Raw genomic sequence first — 12777 nt, 5'->3', positions numbered from 1 at the left:
CCACAAAAGATGTTCCGAAGGCTCATCACCACTCACCCCGGTAATCATGATTTTCCTGAGCCATCGCGCTCAGGCTGGACAATGCGCCGACCGGCTCGACAGTGTGGCGAGCGGGATCCTGGGTACCTTCCTTGGGGCTCTGGCCAGCGGCCAGCGCGTCGAGAACGGCATCGAGCCTTTCGGGCGTCAGGTCTTCGTAATTGCCGTCGTTGATCTGGACCATCGGGGCGGACGCGCAGTTGCCCATGCATTCGACCTCGGTCAGCGTCCACATCCCGTCATCGGTCGTGTGGCCCTTGGCCATCCCCCGCTTCTTGCAGGCATCCAGGATCGCATCGCTGCCACGCAGCATGCAAGGCGTGGTGCCGCAAACCTGGACGTGAAAGCGGCCCACCGGGGCGATGTTGTACATCGTGTAGAAGGTGGCAACCTCGAGCACGCGGATCACCGGCATGTCGAGTTCGCGAGCGACGAATTCCATCACAGGCAGCGGCAACCAGCCCTGCGTATTCGTTGCCGCGCCGACCTGACGTTGCGCAAGGTCGAGAAGCGGCATCACCGCGGACTTCTGGCGTCCCTCGGGATAGCGCGCAATGATGACCTTGGCCTGTGCCGCATTCTGCTCAGTCCAGGCGAAACTCGCCCAACGCGCGCGCAATTCAGGGGTGTCGGGATGAGGAGCGCGATCAGCCATCGATCTTTGCCTGCTTGCGGCCCAGCGACCACATATAGAACATGAAGGCGGCCAGGATCGCGGGCATGACCATCTCGGTCCAGCTCTTGCCCTTGACCTGCCAGGCGTAGAATTCCAGCCCTAGCGCCACCAGCGAAAGCACGCCGGCGAGCAGGTACAGCGGGGCAAAGCGCGGGTTCACGCCGAAGGAGCTGTCTTTAGCCACGCAGCCGCTTCTCCGCGAGATCGCGGCCCAGCAGGGCCATCTCGAAACCGGCGATCGAAGCGATCACCATCGGGACGAAGTCGCTGGTCCGGATCCCGAGCCACCCCATGGCGAAGAACCCGGCCGACAGCGAAACCCCGGTCACCAGCGCCCACTGGCGCACCTGCATGAAGGTTTCACGGCTCATCACCGGTCGCACTCCCCGAAGACCACATCGATCGCGCCCAGGATCGCGGTCGCGTCCGGGAGCATGTGGCCCTTGCACATGAAATCCATCGCCTGGAGGTGCGAAAACGCGGTCGGGCGGATCTTGCAACGGTATGGCTTGTTGCTGCCGTCGCTGACCAGATAGACGCCGAATTCGCCCTTCGGGCTTTCAGTTGCGACGTACACCTCGCCCGCGGGCACGTGAAAGCCCTCGGTATAGAGCTTGAAGTGATGGATCAGCGCTTCCATCGACTGCTTCATCTCGGCGCGCTTGGGCGGGACGATCTTGCGGTCTTCGCTGGCGACCGGGCCGCTCGGCATGTCGGCCAGGCACTGCTTCATGATCCGCGCCGACTGGCGCACTTCCTCGACCCGCACCATGAAACGGTCATAGCAATCGCCGCGCGTGCCGACCGGGATTTCGAAGTCCATCCTGGCATAGACATCGTAGGGCTGCGACTTGCGCAGGTCCCATGCGATCCCGCTGCCGCGGATCATCGGCCCGGAGAAGCCCCAGGCAACTGCATCGTCCTTCGAAACGACCGCGATATCCACGTTGCGCTGCTTGAAGATACGGTTGTCGACCACCAGGCTCATAGCGTCTTCGAACAAGGTCGGCAGGCGCCCGTCGAGCCACTCTCCGATATCGACCAGCAGTTTTTCCGGCACGTCCTGGTGGACGCCGCCGGGCCGGAACCACGCGCTGTGCATTCGTGCGCCCGAGGCGCGCTCGAAGAAATTGAGGCAATCCTCGCGAATCTCGAACAGCCACAGGTTCGGCGTCATCGCCCCGACGTCCATGACATGGCTGCCGAGGTTGAGCATGTGGTTGCAGATGCGCGTGAGTTCGGCGAACAGCACTCGCAAGTACTGCGCGCGGATCGGCACTTCGACATTGAGCAGCTTCTCGATGGCGAGCACGTAGGAGTGCTCCATCGCCAGCGGCGAGCAATAGTCGAGCCGGTCGAAGTACGGCAGCGCCTGCAGGTATGTCTTGTGCTCGATCAGCTTCTCGGTGCCGCGGTGAAGCAACCCGATGTGCGGGTCCACCCGCTCGATGATCTCGCCGTCGAGCTCGAGAACCAGGCGCAGCACGCCGTGCGCGGCCGGATGCTGCGGGCCGAAGTTGATCGTATAGTTGCTGATGACTTCATCACCGGTCGTCGGCGAGGTCTCGAGGGCGAAACCGGACATTGTCAGCTACCCAGCGGCGCGGGGCCCGAGCCTCCGCTGCCGTCCTTCTTCTTGCGCGGCTTGCGCGCCGGGCGATCCTCGGTCGGATCTGGTGCGCCCGGGGCCGGAATCGCCGTTTCTACCGGTTGCGGCTGAGCGGTGCCCTGCGCGGACTTGGCGCGGCTCTTGCGCGCCGGTGCGACTTTGGCCGCGGCCTTGTCGTCAGCCGGCCTCCCGGCGCCGGTATCGGCCTTGGTTTCGGTGGTCTTGGGCACGTCAGCCGTCGGGGGGCCCTTGGTTTCGGGCTTAGTCGCAACGGCGGCGGGCGCCGGCGGCGGGGTCGCTGCCTTCTCGTCACCCGGCAGGACGTAATCGGCACCTTCCCAAGGGCTCATGAAATCGAATGTGCGCAAGTCCTGCGCCAGTTTGACAGGCTCGTAGACCACACGCTTGGCCTCTTCCGAATAACGCAGCTCGTGGTAGCCGGTCAGCGGGAAGTCCTTGCGGAACGGGTGTCCTTCGAAGCCGTAGTCGGTGAGGATGCGGCGCAGGTCGGCGTTGCCGTCGAAGATCACGCCGTACAAGTCGAACACCTCGCGCTCGAGCCAGCCAGCATTGGTCCAAAGGCCCGTGACGCTTGGCACCGGATCCGTTTCGGACGCGGTGGCCTTGACGATGATGCGGTGGTTCTTCGTCAGACTGAGCAGCATGTAAACGACTTCAAACCGCTCGGCGCGGCTCGGGAAGTCGACTCCGGCGATCTCCATTAGCTGCTGGTAGCCGTGATCGTCGCGCAGCGAACGCAGCGCCTCGACCAAGGATGCTCGTGCGACGGTCAGTACGATTTCACCGTACTCTTCCTTGTGCGCTACGACCGCGGCGCCGAGCGCCCCGGCCAATGCCTCGCGCACACCGTCGTTCGCCGCGATTTTCGGCGCCGAATGCAGAACCGTGCTCACCGCGTGATCGTCCCCACGCGGCGGATCTTCCGCTGCAACTGCATCACGCCGTAAAGCAGCGCTTCGGCGGTCGGCGGGCAACCGGGCACATAGATGTCGACCGGCACGATCCGGTCACACCCGCGCACGACGCTGTAACTGTAATGATAATAGCCGCCGCCGTTGGCGCAGCTGCCCATGCTGATGACGTACTTGGGATCCGACATCTGGTCATAGACCTTGCGCAGTGCCGGGGCCATCTTGTTGCACAGCGTGCCGGCAACGATCATCACGTCGCTCTGGCGCGGAGAGGCACGCGGGGCGACGCCAAAACGCTCCATGTCATAGCGCGGCATGTTGACGTGAATCATCTCCACCGCGCAGCATGCCAGGCCGAAGGTCATCCACCACAGCGACCCGGTGCGCGCCCACTGGAAAAGCTCTTCGGTCGACGTGACGAGGAAGCCCTTGTCGTGGACCTCCGCATTGAGATCAGTGAAAAAGGCCTGATCGGGGTGCGTGATCACCGCATCTTCGGTGACGTGCCCCGCGGCGCGCGTGTTCGAAAGGTCGGTCATTCCCAGTCCAACGCCCCCTTTTTCCAGGCGTAGGCAAGCCCGATCGCGAGTTCGCCCAAGAACACCATCATCGTGATCCAGCCCGGCCAGCCGGTCACGTCCAGGCTGACCGCCCAGGGAAACAGGAACGCCGCTTCCAGATCGAAGATGATGAACAGGATGGCCACCAGATAGAAGCGCACGTCGAACTGGCTGCGGGAATCTTCGAACGCGGGAAAGCCGCACTCGTATTCGCTGAGCTTGTCGGCGGTGGGGTTATGCGTGCCGGTCAGCCGCGCCACGCCCATCGGCAGCAGCACGAAAGCAGTCGACAGCCCCAGCGCGATGGCCAGGAAAATCAGGATCGGCAGGTATTGCGACAGGTCTAGCACGTTTGCGCCCTGAATCGGGTTGGTTTGGAGCCTTGCGGCGCCGGGACACGCTGCCACTAGTCCCGCCGCCAAGGCCGCGCAAGGGTATCGGCGCAGGTTTTGCCGCGCCGCAGCGCGGGCTACTTCAGGCCGCGCGCCAGCGTTGCCCGAGTCGCCTTGCCATAGGGCGGCTTCAGACCCGCCAGTGCGGCTATGTCCCAGCGCGGTTGGTGATAGACCGCACGGGCATGGCTGAAAGTCCGGAAACCTTCCGGTCCGTGATAAGCCCCCATGCCCGATGGACCAATGCCGCCGAATGGAAGGTCTTCCATGGCAATGTGCATGACCACGTCGTTCACCGTGACCCCGCCGGAGATCGTGCGTCCAAGCACCCGCTCACGCTCGTCCGCGTCGTTGCCGAAATAATAGAGCCCCAGCGGCCGGTCGTGCGCGTTGACGTAGTCGATGGCCTCGTCGATGCGGCGATAGGTCAAGACCGGCAGGACCGGCCCGAAGATTTCCTCCTGCATCACCGCCATCGTATCATCGACGCCGGTCAGGATCGTCAGCGGCAGCTTGTGGCCGTTCGAGGCGGCAAAGTCCTCGTGTCCCGGGTTCACCACCGTTGCGGCCGCGCCCTTGCCCACGGCGTCGTCGATCAGCCCCTGCAGGCGGTCGCGGTGACGCGCGTTGACGATTGAGGTGTAGTCGTCGTTATCGAGGACGCGCGGATAAAGCAGCGCCGCCGCAGCCGCCACCGCGCCGACGATGGCGTCCTGTCTGTCGGCCGGGACGAGCAGGTAATCGGGGGCCAGGCAGATCTGGCCAGCGTTCATCATCTTGCCGATCGCAATCCGCTCCGCAGCGCGCGCGACATCCGCGCCCTTGCCGACGATCGTGGGCGACTTGCCGCCCAGTTCCAGCGTAACCGGCACCAGGTTCTCGGCAGCGGCGCGCGCGACGTGGCGGCCGATCGCGGTCGCGCCTGTGAACAGCAGGTGATCGAACGGGAGGGCGCAGAATACCTGCCCGATTTCGGCCCCGCCGGTGACGATTGCGAGCTCTTCGGGTGCGAAACGGCTGGCGACCGCGCGGGCGAGAAGCGCGCTGGTCTCGGGGGTGAATTCGCTGGGCTTGAGCATCGCCCGGTTACCCGCCGCCAGCGCCTGCGCCAGCGGACCGATCGCCAGCACGACGGGGAAGTTCCACGGACTGACGATGCCGACCACGCCCTTGGGCTCATGGCGAACTTCGGCCCTCCCCCCGATCAGCCCGAGCGGGAAAGTCGCGCGGCGCCGCTCGGGCCGGGTAAGCCGCCTCAGGTGCTTGAGCGCGTAATTGAGGGCGCTGTTCGCCGGCATGATGTCGGTCAACAAGCTCTGCTCGTGGCTCCGGTGGCCGAAATCATGGCTCATCGCACGGGCCAGCGCGTCGCCCTCGTCCTTCAGCAAGGCTTTCAGACGCAGGAGCCGGTCCCGGCGGACCGACACGTCTTCGGGGCGCGCGGCCATGAAGGCGGACCGCTGCGCGTCGAGCAATGCTGTCATTGAGGCGGAGATCATCGCTGCAAGGTCCGCTATCGCCGCGCCGAGGGCAAGCCCGATTGCCATTGTGCACGTGCAGCATTATCTCGCCCGTTCCCGAACAGAAGGTTTTTCCGTCATGGCCCAGCTTTCCGCCTCCGACCCGGTCGTCATCCTGTCCTACGCGCGTACGCCGATGGGCGGCATGCAGGGCGCGCTGGCGGACGTCTCGGCCACCGATCTTGGCGCCACGGCGATCAAGGCCGCGGTCGAGCGCGCGGGCGTGAACGGCGCCGATGTCGAGCGCGTCTACATGGGCTGTGTGCTGCCCGCCGGCCTCGGCCAGGCCCCGGCCCGCCAGGCGATGATCAAGGCCGGCCTGCCCAAGTCGGTCCAGGCCACCACGGTCAACAAGGTATGCGGCTCGGGCATGCAGACCGTCATCATGGGCGCCGAGGCGCTGGCCGCCGGCTCGATCGACATGGTCGTCGCCGGCGGGATGGAATCGATGACCAACGCGCCGTACCTGCTCAAGAAGCATCGTTCGGGCGCGCGCATCGGGCACGACACGGCCTACGACCACATGTTTCTGGACGGCCTCGAGGACGCTTACGAGGCCGGCCGCGCGATGGGCACCTTCGCGCAGGATACCGCCAACGCCTATCAGCTCACGCGCGAGGCGCAGGATGTCTACTCGATCGAATCGCTGCGCCGCGCCCAGGCCGCGATCGCCGGCGGCGACTTCGCCGAGGAGATTGCCCCTGTCACCGTGGTCAGCCGCGCCGGCGAAAGCGTGGTCGATACCGACGAGCAGCCCGGCAAGGGCCGTCCCGACAAGATCCCTGCGCTGCGGCCCGCTTTCGCCAAGGACGGCACGATTACCGCGGCGACCTCGTCGTCGATTTCGGACGGTGCCGCTGCGCTGGTCCTCACCCGCGCAAGCGTTGCCAGGGACAAAGGCCTCACCCCCGCGGCCACCATCGTTGCGGTGGCTGCGCACGCGCAGGAGCCGAAGGATTTCACCACTGCCCCGGTCGGCGCCATCAATTCGGTCCTGGCCAAGGCCGGCTGGCAGCTGGACGATGTCGACCTGTTCGAAATCAACGAGGCGTTTGCCTGCGTCGCCATGTTCGCAATGCACGATCTCGGCATTCCGCATGACAAGATCAACGTCAACGGCGGCGCCACCGCGCTGGGCCACCCGATCGGCGCGTCGGGCGCGCGTATCCTGACCACGCTGATCGCGGCCTTGAAAAAGCGCGGTGCCAAGCGCGGGGTTGCCAGCCTTTGCATCGGCGGCGGCGAGGCGACCGCGGTCGCGGTCGAACTGGCCTGAGGGTAAGCGCCGCGGCGGGCTTGATCGCCGGCCGCGGCGCCGCCATGGATCGGGCCTCCCCGCCCTGCGCCAAGCGAGTGTCCCGATGCCCAGCATGCTGAGCCAGTTCAAGGGCTCGATCCTGTTTACGCTGGCCTGCCTGGTCGGCGCGGCGTGGTACGGGCTTCACGAAAGCGGTTCGGCGGCCGGGATGGCCAGCGTGCTGTGGATCGTCCTGGTCCTGGCCGTGCTCGAAGTGTCGCTGTCGTTCGACAACGCGGTGGTGAACGCCACCGTGCTGAAGGACATGGACGCGGTCTGGCAGCAGCGCTTCCTGACCTGGGGCATGGTCATCGCGGTGTTCGGAATGCGGATCGTGTTCCCGCTGGCCATTGTCGCCGTCGCCGCGGGGCTCGGGCCGGTCGAAGCGGTACGCCTGTCGCTAAACAACCCGTCTGCTTACGAGAAGATCGTCAGCAGCGCGCATGTCGGCATCGCCGGGTTCGGCGGCGCGTTCCTGGCGCTTGTGGGCCTCAATTTCTTTTTCGATGGCGAGAAGGACGTCCACTGGATCCGCTGGGTTGAAGAAAAGCTGGCGCTGTTCTCGCATATCCGCGCGGCCGGGATCGCCGTCCTGCTTATCGCACTTTACGCCATCACCCTGATGCTGCCGGCGGAAGAAGCACTGACCTTCCTGATCGCGGGGACGCTGGGCATCGTTGCCTTTGTCGCGGTCGAAGCGGTGGGCGCGGTGCTGGAGCTGCGCGAGGCGGCGCGCGGCAGTGCGGTACGTTCGGGGCTTGCGGGATTCTTGTACCTCAACGTCCTCGACGCCTCGTTCAGTTTCGACGGCGTGATCGGCGCCTTCGCCTTGTCGAACAACATGGTAGTGATCGCGCTCGGCCTGTCGATCGGCGCGATGTTCGTCCGGTCCATAACGATCATGCTGGTTCGCAAGGGTACGCTGGGCGAATACCGCTACCTCGAACACGGCGCTTTTTGGGCGATCCTGGCGCTGGCCGTGATCATGCTACTGTCGGCGCGGTGGCACATTCCGGAGAGCGTGACCGGGCTGATCGGCGCGGCCATGATCGGGGCGTCGCTGGTCTGGTCGGTTCGTCACAACCGCAAGGTCGAACACCGCCAGCGTTCGCAAGCCGCGAAGAAGGCCGCCGCGACCCGCGCGGCGCCGGTGCGGAAAAAAGCCCCGGCCAAGGCGCGTAAGAAAGCCTAGCTGTCCCGGGCCAGCCGCGCTGCCAGCGGCGCCGCGATCACCATCTGGGCAAGGTGATAGAGCAGGATCGGCAGCAGCACGATCCCCGCCGCGTTGGGCCGGAAGAGGATCGTTGCCAGCGGCGCCCCCATGGCGATCGATTTCTGCGCGCCGGCAAACAGGATCGTGATCCGTTCGGGCCGCGGTCGCCGCATCAACGTGCCCAGCAGCCACGCACCGCCGTGCGCGAGGGCCAGGAGCAGCGCCACGCCCGCAATCAGGCCGGCCCAGCCCATGCCATCGACACGGGTCCAGAACCGCTCAGCCACCGCGCCGGAGAACGCCACGTAGACGGCGGTTGCGATCGATACGCGGTCGACCCTGGCGATCAGGAGGCGATGATTGGCCACCCAGCCGCCGAAGCGCCGCTGCAACGCCTGGCCCAAGGCAAAGGGCAGCAACAGGATTGCAATAACCTTGAACAGCCCCTGCAAGCCCATTGCAGCGCCCGCCGCTCCGCCCAGCAGCGCAAAGATCGGCGCGCTGGCGAAAACGCCGACAATATTGAGCAGGGCCGCGGCTACGACCGACAGCGCGACGCTGCCGCCTGCCAGCGACGCATAGGCCGTTGCCGACTGGACCGTCGAAGGCAGGACCGCGCAATAGAGAAACCCCAGCGCCAGCAGCGGCGGCAGGACGAGCCCGGCGGCGTGCCACAGCCCCCAGCCCAGCAGCGGCATGGCGCCGAAGCACCACAGCGCCAGCGCGCCGAGCACGCGCCAGTTGCCGAGCCCTGCCAGCACGTCACCGCGCGGCAGGCGCAGGCCGTTGAGAAAAAACAGCAGAAAAACCGCCGCGTTTGCGATCCACTGCGCCGCATCGTGATAGCGCCCGGACGCCGGCAGGACGATCGCCAGGGCAATCGCGGCGACCAGCAGCCGTACCATCGGATCGATCCGCCCCAGCATCGCGCGCGCCCTGCCCGCGCCGGTGCAGCCGCGCAACCCTCAGGCGCTCAGGTCATACTGCCTGATCAGGTCGTAAAGCGTCGGCCGACTGATCCCCAGCATCTTGGCGGTCGAGGAAATGTTGCCCTCGCTGCGCGCCAGGGCATGGCGGATCAGCTTGCGATCGGTCTGTTCGCGCGCAGACTTCAGGTTGAGTGCCGCCTCGCCCTCGCCCGTCGCGCCCCCGAGGTCGAGGTCGGCGGCGGTAACGAGCTTGCCCTCAGCCATGATCGTCGCGCGCTTGACGCGGTTTTCCAGTTCGCGGACATTGCCCGGCCACGGCCAGGCATCGATGGCCGCCAGCGCGTCGGGCGCGAATCCCTTGACCGCGGGATTCATTTCGGCCGCGAAGCGCGCCAGGAACGCCTTGGCCAGCAGCGGCGCGTCGCCCGGGCGTTCGGCCAGCGACGGGATGCGCACCACGATCTCGGCCAGGCGGTAGAACAGGTCCTCGCGAAAGCGCCCTTCGGCGATCATCGCCTCCAGGTTCTGGTGCGTGGCGCAGACGATCCTGGTATCGACCGGGATCGAGGCGCGTGATCCCACCCGCTCGATCACGCGTTCCTGCAGGAACCGCAGCAGCTTGACCTGGAGGTGGAGCGGGATGTCGCCCACTTCGTCGAGGAACAGGGTGCCGCCGGCGGCCTGCTCGATCTTGCCCTCGGTGGTCTTGACCGCGCCGGTGAAAGCCCCCTTCTCGTGCCCGAACAGCTCACTTTCCAGGAGGTTTTCGGGGATCGCCGCGCAGTTGATCGCCACAAACGCGCCGCCCGCGCGGTCGCTTGCCTCGTGCAGGCCGCGCGCGAGCAGTTCCTTGCCCGTCCCGCTGGCCCCCAGCAGCATGACCGATACGCGGGTGTTGGCCACACGCTCGATCGTGCGGGCGACGCGGACCATCTCGGGCGCCGCGGTGATCATGCTGCCCAGCACGCGGTTTTCCTTGCCGACGCGCGCGGCCAGCGCACGGTTCTCGGCCTCGATCGCGTGAAGACGCAATGCGCGCCCGACGATCAGGCCGAGCGCCTCGATATCGACCGGCTTGGCATAGAAATCATAAGCGCCGCGTGCGATCGCGTGGAGCGCGCTTTCGCGCGCGCCATGTCCGCTGGCGACGACCACCTTGGTGTCGGGCTTCAGTTCCATGATCGCGTCGAGCACGGCCATACCCTCGCTCACACCGTCGGGATCGGGCGGCAGCCCGAGGTCGAGAGTGACGACGGCCGGCTCATCGGCGCGCAACGCGGCGATGGCCGAGGCGCGATCGCCCACGATTGTAACGTCGTAATCCGACCACGCCCACTTGAGCTGCGCCTGCAGGCCGGGGTCGTCCTCGACGACGAGAAGCTTCGGGCGCAGGTCGGCGCTCATGCGGATATCCTTTCGGGTACTGGGTGCACCGCGGCGGCGCGGGGCAGGCGAATGGTGAAACGGGTGCCGACGCCTTCGCGCGATTCGACGTCGAGCGAACCGCCCATCGCGCGGACGAGCTCGCGCGCTTCGTAGGCGCCGAGGCCGAAGCCGCCCGGCTTGGACGAGACGAACGGTTTGAACAGACCGTGGCGGACGAAATCGGCGCTCATCCCGATGCCACCGTCGATCACGTCGATCGCGGCGTGGAGCGGCTCGGCCGCCACCGACACGAACACCGGCGTGCCGGCGGTCGAGGCGTCGATGGCGTTGCGGACCAGGTGGGCAAGCGCCTGCTCGAGCGGGTCGGGCAGCGCCATCACGGCGACGTCGTCGGCGCGCACCAGTTCGACCGGGTGAAGCGCACGGACATCCTCGACGACGGCGGCGGCGAGGCGATCGACACGGACTTCGCGCGCGGTCCCCTCGTTCTCCGGCCGGTACTGCGACAAGCGACGCAGCAGCGCGTTGAGCTTGTCGGCCGAGTTGCGCAGCGTCAGTAGCATGTCGGCCCGGAAATCGGGGTTTTCGGCGTGACGCTCGGCGTTACGGGCCAGCAAGCCGAGCTGGCTGGCCAGGTTCTTGATATCGTGCATGACGAAGGCGATGCGGCGGTGGAAATCATCGAACCGCGCCGCCTCGGCAAGCGCCTGCTGGCCTGACCGTTCGGCCAGGTAGCTGGCAAGCTGTTGGCCGGCGACGCGCAGAAGGTCGAAATCCTCCCAGTCGAGCAGACGGCGGTGGGCCGGGCTGGCCAGCACGATCACGCCGATCAGGCGGTCATAGTGAATCAGCGGCACCATCGCCCAGGCGCGCGCGGTTTCGAGCGCCCAGGCTGGAATGACCGCGTCCTCGATCGTGCCGCCGCCGTGACGTATCGCGTCGATGTCGACCACGTGGCCGCTGCGCTCGAACCAGGCCGCGGTGTGGTTGTCTAGCGCCATGCCGGGCACGTCGGCGGTCGGCCACTGCCACCGCGCCGCCAGCGCGAACCGGCCGCTGTCGTCGGGCGACAGCAGCAATCCGGCGGGACTGTCGACGATGTCGGCGACCGCCTTGACCGCGCGTTCCTCAAGGGGGATTCCGCCGCCGACCCCGCTTTGCGCGACCGTGCGGGTGAATCGCAGCCATTCGGCGCGGTAGTCGTAGCGGTGCTGGAACAAGTGCTTGGTCACCGTCACGCGCAGCCATCCGCGCAGCCGGCGCGACGGCAGCACCGTCAGCGCCGCGAGCGACGCCGCCACGGTGAACCCGACCTGCAGCGCGGTGGCGAGCGTGGTGCCGCGTTCGGCGAGCGCGCGCGCGACCGCGACCATCGTCAGCAGGTAGCCGCCGATCAGCAGCAGCGACGCCGACTGGAACGCAACCGCGCGCGACGGCGCCAGGCGCAGCGCCTCGTTGCCCCGGCGCACGCCGAAAGCCGGCAGCGCCGCCAGCGGCAGCGCGGTCAGCCCGCGCAGTCCGCCAAGCGTTTCGGGCACCGCGCCGTCGAGGTAGGCGATCGCGAAATAATTAAGATCGAAGCACCAGGCCAGCGCCAGTCCGATCGCCGGCCAGCGCAGGATCGGCCGTGACGTGGCCGAGGCGCCGCTGTAGAGATTGTGGAGGAGGACCAGCGCACCGACATCGAACAGCAGGCGGAACAGGGCGCTGAGGCCGAAGATATCGTCGCGCACGGCGGCGGCCACTTCGTCGCTGACCAGCAGGCCCAGCAGCATCGGCTGCGCCAGCGCGACGCCGGCGATGACCGCAAACAGCGTCCGTAGCGGCTTGACCGCGTCGATCCGGCCGTCTTCCGCGAACAGGGCATAGACCGCGCCCAGCCAGGCGACGTCGCGCAGCACTCCGAACAGCGCCGTCAGAGCCGCGCCGGGCCCGCTTGCCAGCACGGCCAGCGCCCAGGCCGCCGTCATCACGATCGCCAGGACGATGACGACGCCGGCAGCGCCGAAGCGCACCCGGCGTGGCAACAACCAGGCAGCCGAGCTGGCCGCGGTGAGGACCCCGGCGGCATGCGGCAGGAAGACCACCAATCCGGCCGTCATCGCGCGCTGCCATCCTGTTCGGCCTTACCCATTCCCCCGCCCTAGCGCGCAGGGGTTAAGTGTAAGTAAAACCGACACCGCGGGCCGAACTGCTAGAAGGGCGCGAAACCGCGGTTTCCGCC

General features: G+C 66.8%; 13 protein-coding genes. 2 read left to right on the top strand and 11 right to left on the bottom strand.

The features are described from left to right. Nucleotides 1-25 precede the first annotated feature (25 nt). From ACOYW6_RS03720 to ACOYW6_RS03685, 8 genes are all read right to left on the bottom strand, one after another. Nucleotides 26-694 (bottom strand): complex I 24 kDa subunit family protein, encoded by a 669-nt coding sequence (locus ACOYW6_RS03720; RefSeq protein WP_423142471.1) that lies wholly within the window; start codon nt 692-694, stop codon nt 26-28. Then, the gene (locus ACOYW6_RS03715) at nt 687-899 is read right to left on the bottom strand and encodes a hypothetical protein (protein WP_423142470.1); all 213 of its coding nucleotides are present in this window, start codon (nt 897-899) and stop codon (nt 687-689) included. The genes ACOYW6_RS03720 and ACOYW6_RS03715 overlap by 8 nt, the downstream gene beginning before the upstream one ends. Then, on the bottom strand, nt 892-1086 hold the full coding sequence (locus ACOYW6_RS03710) for a hypothetical protein (RefSeq protein WP_423142469.1): 195 nt from the start codon (nt 1084-1086) through the stop codon (nt 892-894). Before ACOYW6_RS03710 ends, ACOYW6_RS03715 begins: the two co-directional genes overlap by 8 nt. Continuing rightward, entirely contained in the window at nt 1086-2300 is a 1215-nt protein-coding gene (locus ACOYW6_RS03705) for an NADH-quinone oxidoreductase subunit D (RefSeq protein WP_423142468.1), read from the bottom strand. The genes ACOYW6_RS03710 and ACOYW6_RS03705 overlap by 1 nt, the downstream gene beginning before the upstream one ends. A gap of 2 nt (nt 2301-2302) precedes the next feature. Beyond that, entirely contained in the window at nt 2303-3238 is a 936-nt protein-coding gene (locus ACOYW6_RS03700; RefSeq protein WP_423142467.1) for an NADH-quinone oxidoreductase subunit C, read from the bottom strand. Continuing rightward, nucleotides 3235-3795 carry a NuoB/complex I 20 kDa subunit family protein gene (locus ACOYW6_RS03695; RefSeq protein WP_423142466.1) on the bottom strand — a complete coding sequence of 187 codons (561 nt, stop codon included), beginning with the start codon at nt 3793-3795 and terminating at the stop codon, nt 3235-3237. Before ACOYW6_RS03695 ends, ACOYW6_RS03700 begins: the two co-directional genes overlap by 4 nt. Next, the gene (locus ACOYW6_RS03690) at nt 3792-4166 is read right to left on the bottom strand and encodes an NADH-quinone oxidoreductase subunit A (protein ID WP_423142465.1); all 375 of its coding nucleotides are present in this window, start codon (nt 4164-4166) and stop codon (nt 3792-3794) included. Before ACOYW6_RS03690 ends, ACOYW6_RS03695 begins: the two co-directional genes overlap by 4 nt. A 119-nt stretch (nt 4167-4285) precedes the next feature. After that, nucleotides 4286-5707 carry a coniferyl aldehyde dehydrogenase gene (locus tag ACOYW6_RS03685; protein ID WP_423142464.1) on the bottom strand — a complete coding sequence of 474 codons (1422 nt, stop codon included), beginning with the start codon at nt 5705-5707 and terminating at the stop codon, nt 4286-4288. A 100-nt stretch (nt 5708-5807) separates the two neighbouring features. On the opposite strand from ACOYW6_RS03685, the gene ACOYW6_RS03680 reads away from it, so the two are divergent. Beyond that, on the top strand, nt 5808-7004 hold the full coding sequence (locus ACOYW6_RS03680; protein WP_423142463.1) for an acetyl-CoA C-acyltransferase: 1197 nt from the start codon (nt 5808-5810) through the stop codon (nt 7002-7004). Between the two features lie 94 nt (nt 7005-7098). Then, a complete protein-coding gene (locus ACOYW6_RS03675) occupies nt 7099-8217 on the top strand; it encodes a DUF475 domain-containing protein (protein ID WP_423143056.1) in 1119 nt (372 codons plus the stop codon). Here ACOYW6_RS03675 and ACOYW6_RS03670 read toward each other — a convergent pair. From ACOYW6_RS03670 to prsK, 3 genes are read right to left on the bottom strand one after another with little or no spacing between them, the layout of a single operon-like run. Beyond that, entirely contained in the window at nt 8214-9164 is a 951-nt protein-coding gene (locus ACOYW6_RS03670; RefSeq protein WP_423142462.1) for a bile acid:sodium symporter family protein, read from the bottom strand. The genes ACOYW6_RS03675 and ACOYW6_RS03670 overlap by 4 nt on opposite strands. Before the next feature lie 39 nt (nt 9165-9203). Next, complete coding sequence (gene prsR / locus ACOYW6_RS03665; protein ID WP_423142461.1) at nt 9204-10571, bottom strand: PEP-CTERM-box response regulator transcription factor; 1368 nt, start codon at nt 10569-10571, stop codon at nt 9204-9206. Further along, nucleotides 10568-12655: an XrtA/PEP-CTERM system histidine kinase PrsK gene (gene prsK, locus ACOYW6_RS03660; protein ID WP_423142460.1), complete on the bottom strand. Its 2088-nt coding sequence runs from the start codon at nt 12653-12655 to the stop codon at nt 10568-10570. Before prsK ends, prsR begins: the two co-directional genes overlap by 4 nt. Nucleotides 12656-12777: the final 122 nt, after the last annotated feature.

It is taken from the genome of Parablastomonas sp. CN1-191 (assembly GCF_049354825.1).
Classification (GTDB): Bacteria; Pseudomonadota; Alphaproteobacteria; order Sphingomonadales; family Sphingomonadaceae; genus Novosphingobium.
This window is presented reverse-complemented; position numbering and strand designations above follow the sequence as displayed.